This window comes from Dactylosporangium sp. NPDC051087 (assembly GCF_055586325.1).
Genome location: NZ_JBVJIJ010000010.1, coordinates 329,528 through 349,649 on the forward strand (window position 1 = coordinate 329,528; position 20,122 = coordinate 349,649).

The following is a 20,122-nucleotide window of genomic DNA, read 5'->3' on the forward strand; positions in this document are numbered from 1 at the left end:
GAGCCGCGACGAGGTCAACGGCGCGCGGCTGCCCGCCTGACGCCGCCCGGCCGCGACGGGGTCAGCGCGCCGCCCCGGCGCCGTCCGGGAGGCGGACGTCGTCGGGTGTCCAGGCGGCGACCCGCTGCGCCGCGGTCACCGCGACGCGGTCCGGCGTCAGCCGGATCAGGGTCCGCGCGAGGGCGCCGGTGACCCTGCCCCGGGCGCCGGCCAGCCTGCCGACCTGCCAGGAACGCCGGGAGACGGCGGCCACCCGGGGCCGGCGCTGCCGGTCGTAGGCCCGCAGCGCGACGGGGACGGAAGCGCCCGGCGGCAGCAGGCGGGCGAGGGTGACGGCGTCCTCGAGGGCCTGGCAGGCGCCCTGGCCGAGGTTGGGCGTCATGGCGTGCGCGGCGTCGCCGACCAGCGCGACGTCGGAGCCGAAGCGCATCGGGGCGACGGGGTGCAGGTCGAGCAGCGGGTGGTGGGACAGCTGCCCGGGGCCGGTCGCGGCCAGCAGCCGCGGGACCGGGTCGTGCCAGCCGGCCAGGACGGTCGTGAGCTCGGCGAGCTGCTCGGCCGGGGTGCCGGTGCGCAGCGGGCCGGGCGCGGCGGCGTACCAGTACACCGCGCCGGGACCGGTCGGCGCGTAGCCGAAGCGCCACCCGCGCGGCCCGGTGCTCTCCCCGCCGCCGTCGACCTCGCCGGGGACCACGGCCCGCCATGACACCTGGCCGCTGTCGCGGACGCGGATCTGCGGGGCGTACGCGGCGCGCACCGCGCTGCCGATGCCGTCCGCCCCGACGACCAGGTCCGCGTCCAGTGCGGCGACGTCGGTGACGGGGTGTCCCGTGTGGACGGTCGCGGGCAGCCCGTCGAGGAGGATCTCGTGCAGGGCGGCGCGGTGCAGGACGACCGGCGGCGCGGCGAGCTCGACCCGGCTGAGCCGGCGGCCGTCCCAGGTGCGCAGCCCGCCGCCCCGGACGAGGCCGCCGGCGCGCGCGACGGCGGCGCCGACGCCGAGGTCGTGCAGCGCCCGCATCGCGTTGGGCCACAGGGAGATGCCGGCGCCGACCTGCGACAGGTCCGGCCGCCGCTCCAGGACCGTGACGTCCCAGCCCTGCCGGGCCAGCCCCCGTGCCGTCGCCAGGCCGCCGATCCCGCCGCCCACCACGATCGCGCGCATGTGCCGCCTCCTCGGTTACTACACCTGTAGCAAGAAACGCTACACCTGTAGCATCGCCGGGTGAACGTTCGTGACGCGGATCGCAAGACCCGGCTGGCCGACGCCGCGATCGAGGTGCTCGGCGCGGGCGGGGTCCGGGCGCTGACCCACCGGGCCGTCGACACCGCCGCCGGCCTGCCCCAGGGCACCTGCGGCTACCACTTCCCGAGCCGGTCCGCGCTGCTGACCGCCGCGCTGACCCGCATCGCGGCCCTCGACCTGGCCGACGCGTCCGGGGCGGACCTCGCGACCGTCCTGCGCGGCTGGGTCGGCGGCGGCGGCGCGACCCGCACCCGCGCCCGCTTCATGCTCATGCTCGACCCGCAGGCCCGCGCCGAGCTGGGCCCTTCGGCGGCCGACCTGGCCGACGGGTTCGTGCGGCGGGCGGAGGACCTGTTCGGGTCGCCGGAGCGGGCCAGGCTCGCGATCGCCCTCATCGACGGGCTGCTGCTCGACGAGCTGACCCGCGGCACCGTCACCGACGAGGAGCGCCGGGCCCGCCTCGCCGCCGTCCAGGAAATTGTCACAACCGGCCAGTAACCTCGCAGCGACGCGGATCGTTGGGGGATTTGAGCACGAATCCCCCAGTGCCGTCCCCTCGCGAAAGCGACACGACCGTGGTCAGCAACCCGCGCACGTTCTGGCTCGTCCTGGTCACCGCTGCCGCCGCGTTCAGCGCCGCGGCCTCCGCAGGTCCCGTGCTGTCCTTCGGCGCCGTCGTCGCCGGTGTCGCCGCGGGCTCGCTCGTCCACGCGGTGGCGCTCATCCGGCTCGCCCTGCGCATCCACCACGGCCGCCGCGACTTCGGCCCCTGCCGGGGGGCCGGGTTCCTGGGCATGGGCGCCCTGCTCACCGGCGTGGGCGTCGGCGTCACCGGGTTCGTCGCGCTGAGCCCGTCGATCGCCGCGCCGGGCCTCGCCGCCGCCGTCACCACGTTCGCCGCCGCGCCGATGTTCCTGCTCGGCCTGCTCCTGCTGCCCGGCACGGCACCCACGGTCCGCGCCCGCCTGCGCCGCCTGCTGGACGGCGCCGGCATCGGCGTCACCCTCTGCTACAGCGTCTGGGTCCTCGCGTCCGCCCCCGCCACGTCGGTACTGGCCGGGCCGCTGCCCCTCGCCGTCGCCGTGACCTGCTGCGTCGCGGTCTCCGTGGCCGTCGTCACCGGGCTGCGGGCCGTGCGGCACCGGCCCGCCGCCCTCGCCTGCGCGGGCGGGTCCGCGCTGTGCGTCGTCGGGCTGGGCCTGTTCACCGTCCTGCTGGCCGACCTGCGCCGCCACGACCCGTCCGGCCCGGCGTCCGGCTGGGTCTCCGCCGGCCTCGCCGCGGCCGGGCTCGCGCTCGTCGCCGGGCCGTTCCTGATCCTCGCCGGGGCCCGCCGCGCCGGCGACACGCCGACCCGCCCGCACGCCGCCGACGCGACCGGCACCCTCGCCGGCTATCCGCTGCTCATCGGCCCGGTCCTGCTCGCCGTCGCGGTGTCCGTCGTGCACCTGCTCACCGGCGGCCGCTTCGACCCCGCCGCCGTCGGGCTCGGCCTGGCCGCCGCGGTCGCCGTCGCGCTGCGTGAGGCGCTCGCCGCGCGGGACATCCGGCGGTACGCGCGCACCCTCGCGACCCGGGAAGCCCACTTCAGGACGCTCGTGGCCGGATCCACCGACGTCGCGATCGTCCTGGACGCCGGGCTCGTCGTGCGGTGGCAGTCACCGGCCGCGGCCCGCCAGTTCGGCCTGTCGGACCAGGACGTCCTCGGCCGCCCGCTCACCGACCTGCTGCACCCCGCCGACGCCGGCCCGGCTGGCGAGGCGCTGCGCGCCGTCCTCGACGGCCGTGAGCACGTCCTGGTCCAGGCCAGGCTCTGCGACGGCTTCGGCCGCTGGCGCGACACCGAGTCCACCGTCAGCGACCAGCGCGCCGCCCCCGAGGTCGCCGGCGTCGTCGTCCACGTCCGCGACATCGGCGACCGCGCCCAGCTGCAGCGCAGCCTCGACGAGGTGACCTGGACCGACGACCTGACCACCCTCGCCAACCGGCGTCGCTTCCTGGCCGGCGTCGCCGAGGCCCACCCCCGCGCCACCGGCGAGGCCGGCTCCGTCCTCGTCGCCGAGCTCGACCGCTTCGAGAGCGTCGCCGACCTGCACGGCCCGACCGTCGCCAACGCCGTCCTCATCGAGGCCGCCCGCCGGCTGCGCGCCGCCGTCGGCCCCGACGACCTGCCCGCCCGCCTCGGCGGCGCCGCGTTCGCCGTCCTCACCGGCGCGCCGCTCGTGCACGCGTTCGCGCTCGCCACCCGCCTCGCCACCGTCTTCGCCGAGCCCTTCCAGCTGCCCGGCCGCACCGTGCACCTCACCGCCGACGTCGGCGTCGCCGACCTGGTCGGCGCCACCGACGCCGAGGACGTCGTGCGCCGGGCCGACATCGCCCGCCGCCGCGCCCGGCAGCTGTCCCGCGGCCGCGACGGCGGCCGCGTCGAGTGCTACGACAAGTCCTTCGAGGCGGCCCTCGTCCGCCGCACCGACCTGGAGCAGCAGCTGCCCGGCGTCGTCGGCCGCGGCGAGCTCGACCTCGTCTTCCAGCCCGTCGTCGACCTCACCACCCGCCACCCCGTCGGCGCCGAGGCCCTCCTCCGCTGGCGCCACCCTCGCCTCGGCGCCGTCCCGCCGCGCGAGTTCCTGCCCGTCGCCGAGGAGCTCGGCCTCGCCGACGAGCTCGCCGAATGGGCCCTGCACCAGGCGTGCCGCCAGCTGTCCCGCTGGCGCGCCGACGGCCGCGACCTGTGGATGTCCGTCAACGCCTCCGCCCGCCAGCTCGCCGCCCCCGGCTGGCTCGCCACCGTCGCCACCGCCGTCGACACCCACTGCGTCCCCGCCGAGTCCCTCATCATCGAGGTCGCCGAGGCGTCACTGCCCGACGACGCCGGCGCCGTCGAGCAGCTCGCGGGCCTGCGCGCCCTCGGCGTCCGCACCGCCGTCGACCACTTCGGCACCGGTCCCACCGCCCTGGCCCACCTGCGCCGCCTCCCCGTCGACGTCCTGAAGATCGACCAGGTCCTGTTCAGCGAGCCCGCCGGCCAGCGCGCCCCGGCCACCCCGATCGTCGACGTCGTGGTCGGCCTGGCCCGCCGCCTCGGCATCGACGTCGTCGCCTGCGGCCTGGAGACCGACTCCCACGTCGACGTCGTCCGGGCCGCCGGCTGCCGCCTCGGCCAGGGCTTCCTCCTGAGCCGCCCGGACCACGCCGAGCACGTCGAGGCCTACCTGGAGCACCACCGCACCCGCCTCCTCTGACCCGTGGGGCACGCGGGGCAGGCGGGTCCGGGGCGTCAGTAGTCGGCCGGGCGGGGGTGCGGCGGGGTGTGCAGGGTCAGGATCAGGTCGAGGACCAGTGCCGTCCAGCCGGTCTGGTGCGCCGCGCCGAGGCCCGCGCCCGTGTCGCCGTGGAAGTACTCGTAGTACACCAGCAGGTCGTGCCACGCGGGGTCGTTCTGGAACAGGGGGACGTCGCCGAAGACGGGGCGGCGGCCGGCGTCGTCGTCGCGGAACAGGTTCACCAGGCGGCGGGACAGGTCGTCGGCGACCGCGGCGAGCGTGGCCATCTTGCCGCTGCCCGCCGGGTACTCCACCTGCAGGTCGTCGCCGAAGAACTCCGAGAAGCGGCGGACCGCCTCGATGAGGATGTAGTTGACGGGGAACCAGATCGGCCCGCGCCAGTTGGAGTTGCCGCCGAAGAGGCCGCTGGTCGACTCGGCGGGCTCGTAGCCGACGGTGTAGTCGGCCTCGCCGATGTGCACGGTGAACGGCTCGTCCAGGTGCGCCCTCGAGAGGGTCCGCAGCCCGTACGGCGACAGGAACTCCTCCTCGTCCAGCATCCGCTGCAGGATGCGGATGAGCTGGTCGGGCCCGACCATCGACAGCAGGCGCAGCTGCTGCCCGCCGCGGCTCTTCTTCGCGCCGACCACATCGCCGTACTCGGGCTTGTTGGTGAGGAACCAGCGCAGGCGCGCGGCGACGTCCGGGAGACGGCGCAGCGTGGAGGAGCTGATGATCGTGGTCGCGGTGAGGGGGAGCAGGCCGACGACGGAGCGGACCTTCAGCGGGATGCGCTGGCCGTCGGCGGTGCGCAGCACGTCGTAGAAGAAGGCCTCCTCCTCGTCCCAGAGGCCGAACTCGTAGGCGGCGTCGGCGATGTACGCGAAATGCTCCAGGAACTTGGCGGCGATGTCCTCGTAGACGCGGTCGTGCACGGCGAGCGTGAGCGACATGTCCAGCATGTTGAGGGCGTACATCGCCATCCACGCGGTGCCGTCGGACTGCTCCAGGCGGCCGCCGACCGGCAGCGCCGCCGAACGGTCGAAGGGGCCGACGTTGTCCAGGCCGAGGAAGCCGCCCTCGAAGACGTTGTTGCCCTCGGCGTCCTTGCGGTTGACCCACCAGGTGAAGTTCAGCAGCAGCTTGTGCAGGACGCGGGCGAGGAAGTCGAAGTCCTTGGAGCCGTCGATCGCGAAGACCCGCAGCGCCGCCCACGCGTGCACGGGCGGGTTCACGTCGCCGAACGCCCACTCGTACGCCGGGATCTGCCCGTTGGGATGCATGTACCACTCGCGCAGGAGCAGCAGCAGCTGGTCCTTGGCGAAGCCGGGGTCGACGCGGGCGATGGCGACGCAGTGGAAGGCGAGGTCCCAGGCGGCGTACCACGGGTACTCCCACGGGTCGGGCATCGACAGCACGTCGCAGCTGTTCATGTGCCACCAGTGGCTGTTGCGCCCGTGGCGGCGGCTGTCCGGCGGCGGCTCGGAGACCGGATCGCCCTCCAGCCAGCGGGCCACGTCGAAGTGGAAGAACTGCTTGCCCCACATGAGCCCGGCGACACCCTGCCGGACGATCATGACCTCTTCCGGGGTGGCGGTCGGCGGCACCAGGTCGGCGAAGTAGGCGTCCGCCTCGGCCGAGCGGCGCGAGATCGTCGTGTCGAAGTCGGTGCGCAGGTCGGCGGGGGCGAGGTCCTTGGCGCCGGGGGCGTTGAGGTTGAGGCGGAGCCGGATCTCGTGGGTGCCGCCGGCCGGCACGGAGACCAGGTAGTGCAGCGCGGCCTTGGTGCCGACGAGGTCCGGGTTGACGGTGTCCTTGCCGTGCAGGATGTGGTCGTTGATTCCGTCCTTCGGGTACTCCCGGCCGGGCTTGCCCCAGATGCGGTCGCCGTTGGTGTCGTTGTTGCAGAACAGCGGCCGCGGCGCGCCGTCGCCGGTGAGCTGGAGCCGGCCCAGCAGGCGGTGCTCGGCGAGCAGCCCGTTGTCCTTCGCGCGGATCTCCGGCATGTAGTCGCGGCCGGGCAGCCCCCACGCCCACGTGTTGCGGAACCACAGGGTCGGCAGCAGGTGCAGGGTCGCGGGCTCCGGGCCCATGTTCTGGATCGTGATCCTGACGCACATGTCGGTCGGGCCGGCCTTGGCGTAGTCGACCTCGACGGCCCAGTAGCGGTCCTCGTCGAAGATACCGGTGTCGACCAGCTCGTACTCGGGCTCGTCCCGGCCGCGGCGGCAGTTCTCGGCGACCAGGTCGTCGTAGGGGAACGCCTGCTGCGGGTAGTGGTAGCGCCACTTCATCCACGAGTGGGTGGGCGTGGAGTCCAGATACCACCAGTAGTCCTTGACGTCCTCGCCGTGGTTGCCGAGGTCGCCGCCGAGGCCGAACATCCGCTCCTTGAGGATCGGGTCCTTGCCGTTCCACAGGGCGAGGGCGAAGCAGAACGTCTGGCGGTCGTCGCAGATGCCCGCCATCCCGTCCTCGTTCCACCGGTACGCGCGGGAGCGGGCCTGGTCGTGCGGGAAGTAGTCCCAGGCCGTGCCGTGGGCGCTGTAGTCCTCGCGGACCGTGCCCCAGGCGCGCTCGGACAGGTAGGGCCCCCAGCCCCGCCATGGGCGCTCCCCGCTGTCGGCCTCAGCGAGCCGTCGGCGTTCGGCGTTCCCATCGTCCTCGATCACGAAAGTCATTCTCCGTCGCAGATGTTTCGCTCAAGTTGAGCGCGGTCCTGTTGTCGGCTGATGTCGCTTTTGTCAGTAGGTCCAATCTTGCCTTGATCAATAATCTTGTCGCGAGTCGCTCGCGTCATGCCACTCCTTGCCACCAAGATTGTGCCCATGGTGGTGTTCGGTGCGCAGGTATGCGGTGATTTGTCGGCTGGCGCGGAGCGTGAGTGGCTGGTTCCGGACGGTACCGGCGGCTATGCGATGGGCACCGTCTCAGGTCTGCGAACCCGCAGGTACCACGGCCTCCTCGTGGTCGCGGAGCCCGGGCGACCGGCCCGCCGGCACATGGGCCTGGCCGCCCTCGACCCCGTCCTGACGCTGGAGTCGGGCGGCACTGTGTCGCTCGCCACGCACGAGTGGGACGGCGGCGTGATCAGCCCCGAGGGGCACACCCTCCTGGAGCGGTTCGAGCTCGCCGACGGCCTGCCCCGCTGGCGCTGGCGGATCGGCGCGGTCGTCGTGGAGCGCAGTCTCGCGATGATCCACGGCCGTCCGCACGTCGGCGTCGTGCACCGGCTGATCAGCGCACCCGGGCCGGTGACGCTCACGCTCAAGGCCCTGGTCACCTGGCGCGACGCCCACGGCGAGCGCGGCGCCTCGGGCCCGCCGCCGGTCGTGGTGTCCACCGGCGACGGTGCCGTCGTCGACCGGGCGTTCCGGCTGCAAGGCCCTTCCTGGCGGCCCGGCGGTCAGTGGTACCGGGGTGCCCACGCCCGTGAGGAGGCGGCCCGCGGGCTCAACGCGAGCGAGGACCTCTGGTACGCGGGGGAGTTCAGCGCCGAGCTGCGCGCCGGTGAGGCCATGGAGGTCGAGGCGTGGGCCGGTGAGGGCCAGGCGCGCGGCGCGGAGCGGATCGTCGTCCGTGCGCAGGAGCGCAACCGCGCGCTGACGCACGACGCTTCCGACGCGGTGGATGCCGCTCTGGTACTGGCGGCGGACGCGTTCGTCGTCGCCGGCGCGCAGGGCGCCCCCGACGTGGTGGCCGGCTACCCGTGGTTCGGCACCTGGGCCCGCGACACGATGACCAGCTACGAGGGCCTGTTCCTGACCACCGGGTGGTGCGACGAGGGCCGCGAGCTGCTACGCGCGTACGCCGCCACGCTGTCCGAGGGGATGCTCGCCAACACCGCCGACACCGGGCAGACGGAGTACAACACCGTCGACGGCACGCTGTGGTTCCTGCACGCGGTCGAGCGGCACGTCACCGCCACCGACGACGAGGACCTCGCCCGGGAGGTCCTGCCCGGCCTGGAGGCGGTCGTCGCCGCGCACGTCGCCGGCACCCGGTACGGGATCCGGGTCGACCCGGCCGACGGCCTCGTCACCCAGGGCGCCCCCGGTGTCGCGCTCACCTGGATGGACGCCCGCGTCGACGGGATCCCCGTCACACCCCGGGCCGGCAAGCCGGTCGAGGTCAACGCGTTGTGGATCAACGGCCTCGCCGCCGTCGCGGCGCTCAAGGAACGGCTCGGCGGCGACGCCGCCGGGCTGCACCGGCTCCGCGAACAGGCCACCGTCAGCTTCGGGTCGCGCTACCGGACGCTGCCCGCCGCTAGCGGCGGGCAGGACGCGGCACCCCTCCACGACGTGGTCGACGGCCCCCACGGCGACGACCCGGCGACCCGCCCCAACCAGCTCCTCGCGTGGAGCCTGCCGCACGGCCCGCTGCGCGGCACCCCCCTGCCGGAGGCGCTGTCCTGCCTGCTCACGCCGCTCGGGCCGCGCTCGCTGGCACCCGGCGACCCGGCCTTCACCGGCGCGCACCGCGGGTCGCCCGGCGACCGCGACCGGGCCTATCACCAGGGGACGGTGTGGCCCTGGCTGATCGGCCCGTACGCCGACGCGGCCCGGCACGGCACGCGCGACGGGCACCGGGAGCTGCTCGCCGGCATCGAGGCGCATCTGTGGGAATGGGGCGTGGGATCGGTCAGCGAGACCGCCGACGGGCAGGCGCCGCACCGGGCCACCGGATGCCCGTTCCAGGCCTGGTCCGTCGCGGAGACCCTCCGCGCCCGCCGAAATGTCGGTTGACCGTTACACCCTAGAAATGAGATTTGCCTCCCTGGTAACCCTCGCCCGGCAGGATGAGTCTCAAGCCCACCCACCGCGTCACACGTGAGTCCGATTTGCGTGTGTCAGCGTTGGCGCGCGTGGGTAACGGGCGGGCGTTTTTGATCGACGACTCAACTGTGGGGGCGGCCACGTGGACCAGACCATCGGAAATGCGGCGAGACCGATGAGAATCCTGATGCTCTCGTGGGAGTACCCACCTGTCGTCGTGGGCGGGCTGGGCAGGCACGTGCACGCCCTCGCCACCTCACTGGTGACGGCGGGCCACGAGGTCACCGTCGTCACCCGGCACGCGCCCGGCGCGCCCCTGGAGGAGTACTCCGAAGGCGTCCGGGTCGTCCGCGCGGCGGAGGACCCGCCGCTGTTCCCCCTCGCCACGTCCACCCTGCTGGCGTGGACGATGGCGTTCAACCACACGCTGACCCGCGCCGCCCTGCGTGCCGCGGCCACCGGCGAGTACGACCTCATCCACGCCCACGACTGGCTCGTCACGCACACAGCCGTGACCCTCAAGGAATGCCTCGACCTGCCGCTGGTCGCGACGATCCACGCCACCGAGGCGGGCCGGCACCAGGGCTGGCTGCCCGACGAGATGAACAAGTGCATCCACTCCGTGGAATGGTGGCTGGGCCACGAGGCCTGCCGGGTGGTGGTCTGCTCCGAGTACATGCGCTGGGAGGTCACCCGCCTGCTCGACCTGGCGCCCGCCCGCGTCTCCGTCGTCGCCAACGGCGTGGACTCCAGCGTCTGGAAGGCGCCGTCCCGCGCGATCAACGCCGCCCGGGCCCGCTTCGCCGGTGAGGGACCGCTGCTCGGTTACGCCGGCCGGCTGGTGTACGAGAAGGGCGTGCAGGACCTGATCGCCGCCCTGCCGGAGCTGCGCGCCAGGCACAACGGCCTGCGGGTCGTCATCGCCGGCGACGGCCCGCACCGCGCCGAACTGCAGGAGGACGTGCGGCGGCTGCGGCTGCAACGGGCCGTCAGCTTCGCCGGCTTCATGGGCGAGGGCGAGCTGCCCGCGCTCATGGCGGCCACCGACGCCCTCGTCGTGCCGAGCATCTACGAGCCGTTCGGCATGGTGGCCCTCGAGGGGGCCTCCGCCGGCGCGCCCCTCGCCGTTGCCGCGACCGGCGGTCTCGCCGAGATCGTCGAGCCGGGCGAGACCGGCGTGACCTTCCCGGCGAAGAGCCCCGACGCGCTCGCCGCGTCCGTCGGCACCCTGCTGGACGACGAGCCGTTCGCCCGCCGGGTCGCGAAGCGGGCCCGCACGATGGTCGGCCAGAAGTACGGCTGGTCCACCATCGCGGCCAACACCGCGGACGTGTACCGCACGGCCATCACCGAGGCGCCCGGCTTCGCCGCCAGGCAGGCCGCCGCGGTCCTCGAGCACGGCCGGCCGCAGATCGTCGTGCCGGACGGCAACCTTCTGACCATCTGAGTCGCATCTTTGAACGGTCCCGGCAGGAAGTTTGCCGGGACCGTTCGCATTTGGGGTCTCGCGCCCCGGCCGGAAGGCGATTAGGGTTCCTGGGGTACAGCGACCGGAATCGATCAGGACGGCGATGGGTGAGCGGGACGGCTGACGAGGTCCTCGGCAACAGGTACCGGCTCATCGCACCCGTCGGCACCGGCGGTATGGCGGTCGTGTGGCGGGCCCAGGACCTCGTGCTCGACCGGGACGTGGCCATCAAGCTCCTCGCCGAGGAACTGGCCAACAAGCCCGGCAACCGGGAGCGGATCCGCGCCGAGGCGCAGGTCGTCGCCCGCCTCCAGCACCCCAACATCACCGCCGTGCACGACTACGGCGAGGCCGGTGACCCGCACGCGGGCCGGCACGGGCGCCGCCCGTACGTCGTCATGGAGCTCCTCGAGGGCGAGCTGCTGTCCAACCGGCTGCGCAGCGGTCCGATGTCGTGGCGGCGCGCCACCCAGATCTGTGCCCAGGTCGCCGCCGGCCTGGCCGCCGCGCACGAGCGGCACGTCGTGCACCGTGACATCAAGCCCAGCAACATCATGCTCACCTCCGCCGGCGCGAAGATCCTCGACTTCGGCGTCGCCGGGCTCACCGGCTCGTTCGACCCCGACGACGAGGACGGCACCGTCTTCGGTACACCCGCCTATCTCGCACCGGAGCGGCTCCTCGGCGGCGGCGTCATCCCCGCGACCGACGTCTACACCGTCGGCCTGCTCGTCTACCGCTGCCTCACCGACCGCCTGCCGTGGCACGCGGACACGCCGACGCAGATGATCGCCAACCACGTCTACGAGCCGCCGCACCCGCTGCCGGACATCCCCGGCCTGCCCGAGGGCATCGCCCAGCTCGTCGGGCAGTGCCTCGCCAAGGACCCCGACACGCGGCCGCCGGCGGCGTACGTCGCCCGGACCCTCGCCGCCGCCACCGGCATCCACGTCGTCCTCCCCGGGGAGGACGGCTCCTCCACCCAGGAGGTGCACGCCCCGACGCCCCCGCTGCCGCGGCACCGGGAGCCGGTCGAGGCGACGTTCGGGCGGGAGGTGACGATCCCGCGCAGCCGCCGCGCCGCCAAGCGCCGCAGCAGCCGCGCCCTCGCCGCGTCGGTCGCCGCCGTGACCCTCGCCGTCGGCGCCGGCGGGCTCGCCATCTGGAAGCCGTGGGCACCGCGGTACGCCTGCAGCGTCGACTACTACAGCCGCCCCGAGCCGGTCGAAGGCGTGGACCGGGGCTTCGCCGCCCGGCTCGTCGTGGCCAACACCGGCAACCGGCCCGTCAACCCGTGGACGCTGCGCTTCCTGCTGCCCGGCGGGCAGGACGTCCTGCAGGTCACCGGCGGCCTCGCCAAATGGGAGCGGGCCGGCGGCGGCGTGTGGATGACCGGCGCCTACTCGATCCCGCCCGGCAAGGCGGTCACCGTCGGGCTGAACGGCGCCAACGGCGTGATGCCGATGCCGGCCAGCTTCACCGTCAACGACGTCGCCTGCGACACCCGGTGGGCCGACCTCCGGCGCGGCGCCAGCCTCCCGCCGATCACGGACCTGATCCCCGCGCCGGACACCGGCAAGCGTCCGGCGGCAACCACGCCGCCGGAGGGCTTCGACGGCCCGCCACCCGGCGGGGATCCCAACGGCCCGCCGCCTGGTCCACCGCCCGGCGGGTTCGACGACCCCGGCGGCGGCGGTGGCCCGCGCCCCTCCGGCAGCCGTCCCGCGAACACTGCGACGGTGACGCCGTCGCGTTACGTTCAGAACCGTGCATGAACGTTTCCCGGGTCCCGTCGGGTTCGTCTTCGGCGGTGGCGGCGTCCTCGGCGCCGTCGAGGTCGGCATGGCCCGCGCCCTGCTGCACGCGGGGATCCGCCCCGACCTCGTCGTCGGCACGTCGATCGGCGCGTTCAACGGCGCGGCCGTCGCCGCCTCCCCGGACGAGCGGGTCGCCGACCGGCTGACCGAGCTGTGGGTGTCCCCGGAGGCCCGCACCGTCTACGGCGACTCCCTGCCCCGGCAGCTGGGCCGCTTCGCCCGCCGCACCCACCTGCACTCCCCGGCGCCGCTGCGCCGGCTGCTGACCCGCGAGCTCGGCGCCGACACCACCTTCGACGACCTGCCGGTGCCGTTCCAGTGCTGTGCCGCCAGCATCGAACGCGCCGCCGAGCACTGGTTCGACAAGGGCCCGCTCGTCGAGGCCGTCCTCGCCAGCTCGGCCGTGCCCGGCATCCTGCCGCCCGTCCACCTCGGCGACGAGCACTACATCGACGGCGGGATCGTCAACTCCATCCCGATCGGCCGCGCCGTCACCCTCGGGGCCAGGACCGTCTTCGTCATGCAGGTCGGCCGCATCGAACGGCCGTTGCGCCCACCGCGCCGGCCGTGGGAGGTCGCCCAGGTCGCGTTCGAGGTCGCCCGCCGGCACCGCTTCGCCCGGGAGCTGTCCGAGGCGCCGCCGTCGGTGAAGGTCCACGTCCTGCCCACCGGCGGGGGCAGCGCCCGCGACGACTCGCCGCTGTCCTACCGCAACATGACCCTCGCCCGCGCCCGCATCGACCGCGCGTACGACGCGTCGAGCCGCTATCTGCAAGACGCTTGCTGATGCCGCCCCGCTGGCTGCGCCGGGTCGTGCTCACCCCCGTCTTCCTCGTGCTCATCGTCGCGGTGCTGCTCACCATGCCGGTCTGGCTGCTCGTCGCGGCGCTGTTCGCACCGTTCGGGACCGGACGGCTGCGCGCGCTGCGGGTCACCTGGATGCTCGCCGTCTACCTGCTGCTGGAGGCGGTCGCGCTGGTGGTGCTCTTCGCGCTCTGGGTCGGCAGCGGGTTCGGCCTCCGGCTGCGCGGGCCGCGGTTCCAGCGGATCCACTACGTGCTCACCGGCCGCTTCCTGCGGGTGCTGTACGCCCAGGCCCGCTGGGCGCTCGGCGTGAAGGTCGCGATGGTCGGCACCGACCCCGACGTGGCCGCGCCGGGCCGGCCCGAGCTCGTCTTCTGCCGGCACGCCGGGCCTGGCGACTCGTTCCTGCTCGTCCACGCGCTGGTCAACTGGTTCGACCGGGAGCCGCGCATCATCCTCAAGGACACCCTGCAGTGGGACCCCGTCATCGACGTCATGCTCAACCGGCTGCCGAACCATTTCCTCACCGCCGGCGGCGGCGACCCGTCGCACGTCGCCCAGCTCGCCACCGGCCTCGACGACAACGACGTCCTCGTCCTCTTCCCGGAGGGCGGCAACTTCACCCCGACCCGCCGCGAACGCGCCATCCAGCGGCTGCGCGACCTCGGCCTGCACGCCATGGCCGAACGCGCCGCCCGCTTCCGGCACGTCCTCGCCCCCCGGCCCGGCGGCACCCTCGCCGCGCTGGACGCCGCGCCCGAGGCCGGGGTCATCTGGGTCGCGCACACCGGCCTCGACAAGCTCCTCACCGCCGGCGACGTGTGGCGGCACCTGCCGCTGGACCTCACCATCACCATGCGCTGGTGGTCCGTCGACGCGCTCGAGGTGCCGGCGGGACACGAGCAGCGGGTCGACTGGCTGTACGAGTGGTGGGCTCGCATCGACGCGTGGATCGACCAGCACCGCCCCTCCCCGTAACCCCTCTTGCGCCGGGCGGGGTGGCGTTCGTGGAGAATGGCCGGATGCGATTCGGGCTGCTGGGCACTGGACACTGGGCTGCGAAGACACAGGCGGTGGCGCTGGCCGCGCACCCCGGGGCCACGCTCGCCGGCGTCTGGGGACGCACCCCGTCGAAGGCGGCCGCCCTCGCCGAGCAGTTCGGCGCCAAGGCGTACGACGACGTCGACGCCCTCCTCGACGCCGTCGACGCGGTCGCGATCGCGCTCCCGCCGGAGATCCAGGCCGGTCTCGCCGCCCGGGCCGCCCGCGCGGGCAAGCACCTCCTGCTCGACAAGCCCCTCGCGCTGACCGTCGAGTCCGCCGCCACGGTCGTCGAAGCGGCCGACGCGACCGGCGTCGCGTCCGTCGTCTTCTTCACCAACCGGTTCGTCCCGGCCGTCGACGCCTTCCTGCGCACCAACGCCGCACTCGGCGGGTGGTACGCCGCGCACGCCACCATGTACGCCTCGATCTTCCAGCCCGGCAACCCCTATGCGGGCTCGACCTGGCGCAAGGAGCACGGCGGCCTCTGGGACCTCGGCCCGCACGCCCTTTCGGTGGTGCTGCCGCTGCTCGGCCCCGTCGTCGACCTCAGCGCCGCCGACGGCCCCCACGACACCGTGCACCTCCTCCTCAGGCATGACAGCGGCGCCGCGAGCACGCTGTCGCTCACCCTCGACGCCGCCCCCGACGCGACGTCGTTCGGCTTCTCGTACTTCGGCGACCACGGCGCCCTGACCCTGCCCACCTGGGGCGACGACACGCCTGTCGACGCCTTCGGGCACGCGGTGACGGCCCTGATCGCCGCTGCCGCCGGCACTCCCCATCCGTGCGACGTGCGCTACGCGGCCACGATCACCGGCATCCTGACCGCCGCCGACCAGGCCCGCCGCACCCAGATGATCGTGTCCGTCTAGCGGGGTTCCGCCTTTCGTCTCGGCGTTTCCTCACCGCGTTTCGTTGTCGTGGTTCGTCACCGCATTTTCGTCACGGCCGCGCGGAGGCGGCGCACGTCGCGGATGCGCCGCTCGTACGTCGTGGCGAGCGCGACCAGGACGAGACCCGCCACGGCCAGGGGCGCCCACCTCGGCAGCAGGTCCCAGTACACGGCGATCTCGTGCACCGCGACGACCGTCAGCACCACCGCGCCGGCGACGGTCGGGGCCTGCAGCCGGCGCACCGCCCCGACGACGACGACGGCGAGGGCGCCGGTCCCGAGCAACAGCCGCCGCACCGGGTCGCCCTCGGCCACCAGCACCGACGCCAGGCTCGGCCCGAACGCGGCGAACAGCGCCGGCCCGTACGCCACCCAGCTCCCGAGCGGCCTCGCCCCCGCCTGGCGCCTGCGGCTCGCGTACCACCCGACGCCCGCCGCGATCGCCCCCGCCGGCAACGTGTACGCCTCCAGCAGCGCCACCTCGTTCGACGCGAGCACCAGCCAGTACGCGACCAGCTGCGCCGCACCCGCCACCCCGGCGAACGCGACCCTCGGCCCCCCGGCCAGCGCCCGCAACCCGAGGGCTAGTCCCCAGAGGCTGCTGATCCCCGCCATGGCCGCGAGGTCCCCGACGGTCAGCAGGAACGCCACCACCGCCATGGCGTGCGCGACCACCTCCAGCACCAGCGCCTCACCACCAGCGGCACCACCTGCCCGCGCTCCGCTCCGCGGGTGGCCCGCCTGCACCCCGGTCTGCGGGTGGCCTGCCTGCGCTCCGCTCTGGGGGTGGCCCGTCTGCGCCCCGGTCTGGGGGTGGTCTGCCTGCGCCCCGGTCTGCGGGTGGCCGGTCTGCGGGTGGCCGGTCTGCGGGTGGTCTGCTTGTGTGCCGACCTGCGGGTGGGCTGCCTGCAAGGCGCTTGCAGTCGTCCGCAGCCGGCGGATGACGACCGACGTGGCGAGGACGACGGCGGCGGCGAGCAGCACCCAGTAGCCCGCCCAGCGCAGCGGCAGCTCAGCCGCACGGGCCGCGGCGAACGCCAGCCAGCCCGCGGTGACCGCACCGACCAGCCACGCGAGCGTCCTGGCCACCGCGGACCGGCCCGCGACACCGATGACGGCGGCGGTCACGAGCACGGCGGCGAGCGCGGCGAGGCTCACGGGCTTCGTCGCCAGGCACCCGGCGAGCCCGGCCCCCGCGGTGAACCAGCACGTGAACGCCCCCACGTTGACCCGCGTCGCCCGCGTACCCGGCCTGACCAGCGCCGCCGCGAGAGCGGTCGCGAGCCCACCGGCCAGCGTCACGGCCGGCACCGCCGGCCACGGCGCCTCAGCGGCGACGCAGGCCAGGACGACAGCGAGGGTCGCGGGCGCCCCGGCGAGGGTCCACACCGCGGTCCGGGTGCGCCGCGCGACGAGCACCGCCAGCACCGCGACGAGTCCGAGCGCCACCGCCGCCGGTCCCGCCCCGAACGCCGGCGCCTCACCCGCCCACCACCGCCCGGTCGGGTCGAGCCCCACCCCGTCGGGCGCGCCCTGCCAGACGGCGCCGAGCCACCGATAGGGCCGCAGCAACGCCTCAACCACCCCCGGCGCGACCGCGATCAGCGTGACCAGCGCAGGGATGACGGCGGGCAACGACACCGGCACGAGCCATGCGGGCTGCGATCCTCCCGCGGCAGGACCACCATCGACCGGCGTCCGACGCGAGACACCCACCGTCGCGAACCACGCCGACAGCACGGCGACGGCCGCGAACACCCCGAACGGCAGCCGCCCACCACCGGCCGCGGACAACCCGACCGCCGCCAGCGTCACCCCCAGCCCACCGAGCATCACGCCGAGCACCCCGGCCGCCCCGGACATCACACCCGCCCCGGCCACTCGTCCGCTGCCAGACGTCCCTGTGGCGACCGACGTTCCCGCGATGCCGGCCGGCCCCGCAGCGCCGGCCAGCCCGACGGGGGACGGTGCGGCGGGGGACGGTGCGGCGGGAGACGGTCCGCCGGCGGGCGTCGCGGCGGGGGACGGTGTGACGGCAGACGGCGCGACGGGGGATCTGCGGCGTGCCAGGGCGACGAGCGCCGTCGCGAGCGCCAGACCGGCCACGGCACCGAACATCGGCGCCGGGACCGACAGCGTGCTGCCGGCCGTGGCGAGCCGGACCGCCGCGGCGAACAGCAACGGCAGCCCCGCGAGCCCGAACGTGACAGCGGGGAACGTGAACCAGGTCCTCGTGCCCCGCACCGCGAACACGGCACAGACCGCGACCAACCCGGCCATGGTGAGCAGCGTCGACAGGGGAGTGGCCAACCCGACGAGCACCGCGTGCGCCGCCACGACCGGCAGGCCCAACGCCGCCCACCACCCTGCCGGAACACCGGTCCGCGCTGGATCCGGGACACCCGCCCGCGCGGCCCCCGCGGCATCCGTCCACGCCGGACCCATGCCACCCGGCCCCTGCGCAATGCCACCCGGCACCCCTGCGCCACCCGGCTGCCCTGCGCCACCCGGCTGCCCCGCGCCGCCCGGCTGCCCCGCGCCGCCCGGCTGCCCTGCGCCACCTGGCTGGCCTGCGGTGGCCGGGGCGGTGTCGTCTGCGGGGGTGGCGCTCGGGAAGTGTGTTGCAGGTGGTGGCGCCGCGAGTGGTACCTCAGCAGGAGTGCCGGGCCTGGTGGACCAGAGCAGGGCGGCGACGGCCAGACCGGCGAGGGCCGCGAAGTCCACGACCGACACCACCGGCAGGGGAGCGTCGAAGGAGCCCGGCACGGCGAACGCGACCAGCACGACCACCGGCCACACCACCAGGCGGGACCGGGTCAGGACGAAGAACGCCGCGGCGACGGTGACCAACGCGACCGGGGCCTGCCAGGAGAACAGCCGCTCCAAGGTGGACGCCGGGCCGTGCCACGCGGGCAGGGCCCGGTCGACGGCGTTGCCGGCGGCGAGCAGGGCCGCGCCGGTGTAGGGCACGGCTGCCAGGCCGGCGACGATGTACGCGCCGACGCGGGCGCCCGTGCGGACGCGGTCCGGCAGCGCCGACGCGCCGAGCGCGATGAGCACCGGCACGAGGGCGAACGTGAGGATCTGCCGGGCCGGCACGGCCTCCGCGAGGATCCGCACCGCGACGAGCGCGACGATGCAGGTCGCGACCGCCGCGCCGATGTGTGCGGTGACCCGGTGGGCGAGGCTCGCCGCCATGATGACCGCCGCCAGCGCCAGCATCACCGCACCCGCGCCGAGGGCGCCGGTGACGCCGTCCACGGTGGACAGCGCGACGAGCCCGAGCGGCCCGGCGACCGCGACGGCGATCCCGGCGCCGGCCCAGGCCGCCTTCTCCACCGTGCGGGCGAGCAGCACGTCCAACGCTGCCAGCGCGACGAACGTGGCCGTCCACCCCGTCGCCTCGAACGACCGCTCGACGGCGAGGAGAGGCAGCACCGGCTGGGCCGTGAGGATGGCGGCGAAGCGGGGACCGCGCAAGCCTGTTGCGAGCGAGTACCCACCGGCGATGACGGCGGTCACCGCGCAGACCAGTCCCGCGTAGGTGCTCGGCCGGGTGGTGTCGGCGAGTCCGGCGAGGTTGACGTACCAGGCGGCGTAACCGTCGAGCAGCACGAGCAGCAGTCCCAGCGCCGCGAACGTCTCGGCGGTCGACCGCAGCCCACGCGACAGCGCGAACGGCGGCACGGCCAGGGTGACCAGCGTGACCGTCGCCAGGATCGCGGCCCGCCCCAGCACCCCGAAGCTGGCCCAGGCGACCGCCGCGAACACGATCGCCGCGCTGCCGAGCAGCAGGCCACCGAGGATGAACAGCAGATTCTGCACCGTCCGGGGACTGGCCTCACCCGAACCCGAACCCAACCCCGAACCCGACAACGAACCCGACAACGAACCCGGACCGAAACCCGGACCCGACCCGGAAGCCGAGCCCGCGGCGGAAGCCGGTGCCCAGCCCGGCATGGGAGCGGAAGCCCCGGCCGGCGTGGGAGCGGAAGGCCCGGCCGGCCTGACCGCGGGCACGCCCGGCCGTCCGTGGAACACCGGACCGTTCGGCCCCGGCACCGGCGCGGCCGCCGGGTGGGGAGCGGGCGCTGGGCGTACCGCCGCGGGAGCCACGGACCCGAGTGCGCGCTTCGCGGCCTCCACCGCCTGGCTCACCCGCGCCGCAAGCATGTTGCGCTGTGCGCGCACCGCGTTCAGCCGCTGGACCGCCGCGTCGTACCTGGACCGCGCCTCGTCGAACTGCGCGCGGGCCGCCTCGACCTCGACGAGCAGCTCGTCGGCGCGCGTGCCCAGCCGCACCACCTCGGCGGCGTCCGGGAACGGGGCGCGACCGCAGCCGGAGCAACCGGCCTCCAGGTCGGCCTGGCCGCCGCAGAACGGGCACGGATACGTCATCATGCCGATCATGATGACTTCGCGGGGTGGTTGCGGGTATCGGCTGCCCTACTCATCCTCGTCTGAGTAACAGGATCTTCCTGTCCGGTGAGCGACGCGGCATGCTGGCTGGATGCGGTTGCTCACGGAGGCTGAGTACAAGGCGACGATGGAGCCCGAGCCGGTGCAGATCGGCCCGGACGACGAGCCGCCCTTCGACTTCTGGCCCTACTTCGACGCCATCCCCGAGGAACATCTCGGCGGCCACGACTTCAGTGAGGGCAGCGTCAACTACGCGTGGCAGATGCCCAGTGGCGGACTGCAGCACGTCCTCGTCAACTGCGAGACCCCGAACGTCTTCCTGGTCCTCGTCCTCGACATGCGGACCGAGACCGTCCTCGGCCACTACCTGCTGGACATCTACGGCGTGTGA

12 protein-coding genes are annotated in these 20,122 nt (G+C 74.4%); 9 read left to right on the plus strand and 3 right to left on the minus strand.

Annotated elements, in window-relative coordinates; genetic code table 11:
- Window positions 1-61: 61 nt before the first annotated feature.
- Window positions 62-1,165: an FAD-dependent oxidoreductase gene (locus ACZ6TV_RS21380; RefSeq protein WP_465298948.1), complete on the minus strand. Its 1,104-nt coding sequence runs from the start codon at window positions 1,163-1,165 to the stop codon at window positions 62-64.
- Between the two features lie 60 nt (window positions 1,166-1,225).
- Between ACZ6TV_RS21380 and ACZ6TV_RS21385 the strand changes: the two genes are divergently transcribed.
- Both ACZ6TV_RS21385 and ACZ6TV_RS21390 read left to right on the plus strand, forming a co-directional pair.
- On the plus strand, window positions 1,226-1,744 hold the full coding sequence (locus tag ACZ6TV_RS21385) for a TetR/AcrR family transcriptional regulator (RefSeq protein ID WP_465298949.1): 519 nt from the start codon (window positions 1,226-1,228) through the stop codon (window positions 1,742-1,744).
- Window positions 1,745-1,791: 47 nt separating this feature from the next.
- Complete coding sequence (locus ACZ6TV_RS21390; RefSeq protein ID WP_465298950.1) at window positions 1,792-4,488, plus strand: putative bifunctional diguanylate cyclase/phosphodiesterase; 2,697 nt, start codon at window positions 1,792-1,794, stop codon at window positions 4,486-4,488.
- A gap of 35 nt (window positions 4,489-4,523) precedes the next feature.
- On the opposite strand, the gene ACZ6TV_RS21395 is transcribed toward ACZ6TV_RS21390, so the two are convergent.
- Complete coding sequence (locus ACZ6TV_RS21395; protein WP_465298951.1) at window positions 4,524-7,181, minus strand: MGH1-like glycoside hydrolase domain-containing protein; 2,658 nt, start codon at window positions 7,179-7,181, stop codon at window positions 4,524-4,526.
- A gap of 156 nt (window positions 7,182-7,337) precedes the next feature.
- On the opposite strand from ACZ6TV_RS21395, the gene ACZ6TV_RS21400 reads away from it, so the two are divergent.
- The 6 genes from ACZ6TV_RS21400 to ACZ6TV_RS21425 all read left to right on the plus strand — a co-directional run bounded on the left by ACZ6TV_RS21400 (window position 7,338) and on the right by ACZ6TV_RS21425 (window position 15,292).
- On the plus strand, window positions 7,338-9,257 hold the full coding sequence (locus tag ACZ6TV_RS21400) for an amylo-alpha-1,6-glucosidase (protein ID WP_465298952.1): 1,920 nt from the start codon (window positions 7,338-7,340) through the stop codon (window positions 9,255-9,257).
- A 205-nt stretch (window positions 9,258-9,462) separates the two neighbouring features.
- Window positions 9,463-10,734 carry a glycosyltransferase family 4 protein gene (locus tag ACZ6TV_RS21405; protein ID WP_465298953.1) on the plus strand — a complete coding sequence of 424 codons (1,272 nt, stop codon included), beginning with the start codon at window positions 9,463-9,465 and terminating at the stop codon, window positions 10,732-10,734.
- Window positions 10,735-10,862: 128 nt separating this feature from the next.
- On the plus strand, window positions 10,863-12,530 hold the full coding sequence (locus ACZ6TV_RS21410) for a protein kinase domain-containing protein (protein WP_465298954.1): 1,668 nt from the start codon (window positions 10,863-10,865) through the stop codon (window positions 12,528-12,530).
- On the plus strand, window positions 12,523-13,359 hold the full coding sequence (locus ACZ6TV_RS21415) for a patatin-like phospholipase family protein (RefSeq protein ID WP_465298955.1): 837 nt from the start codon (window positions 12,523-12,525) through the stop codon (window positions 13,357-13,359). Before ACZ6TV_RS21410 ends, ACZ6TV_RS21415 begins: the two co-directional genes overlap by 8 nt.
- Window positions 13,353-14,354 (plus strand): 1-acyl-sn-glycerol-3-phosphate acyltransferase, encoded by a 1,002-nt coding sequence (locus tag ACZ6TV_RS21420; protein ID WP_465298956.1) that lies wholly within the window; start codon window positions 13,353-13,355, stop codon window positions 14,352-14,354. The genes ACZ6TV_RS21415 and ACZ6TV_RS21420 overlap by 7 nt, the downstream gene beginning before the upstream one ends.
- Window positions 14,355-14,398: 44 nt before the next feature.
- Window positions 14,399-15,292: a Gfo/Idh/MocA family protein gene (locus tag ACZ6TV_RS21425; protein ID WP_465298957.1), complete on the plus strand. Its 894-nt coding sequence runs from the start codon at window positions 14,399-14,401 to the stop codon at window positions 15,290-15,292.
- Window positions 15,293-15,348: 56 nt separating this feature from the next.
- Here the strand turns inward: ACZ6TV_RS21425 and ACZ6TV_RS21430 are convergent, their stop codons facing one another.
- Entirely contained in the window at window positions 15,349-19,713 is a 4,365-nt protein-coding gene (locus tag ACZ6TV_RS21430) for an SCO7613 C-terminal domain-containing membrane protein (RefSeq protein WP_465298958.1), read from the minus strand.
- A 109-nt stretch (window positions 19,714-19,822) separates the two neighbouring features.
- Here ACZ6TV_RS21430 and ACZ6TV_RS21435 point away from each other — a divergent pair, with 109 nt between their 5' ends.
- Complete coding sequence (locus ACZ6TV_RS21435) at window positions 19,823-20,122, plus strand: hypothetical protein (RefSeq protein ID WP_465298959.1); 300 nt, start codon at window positions 19,823-19,825, stop codon at window positions 20,120-20,122.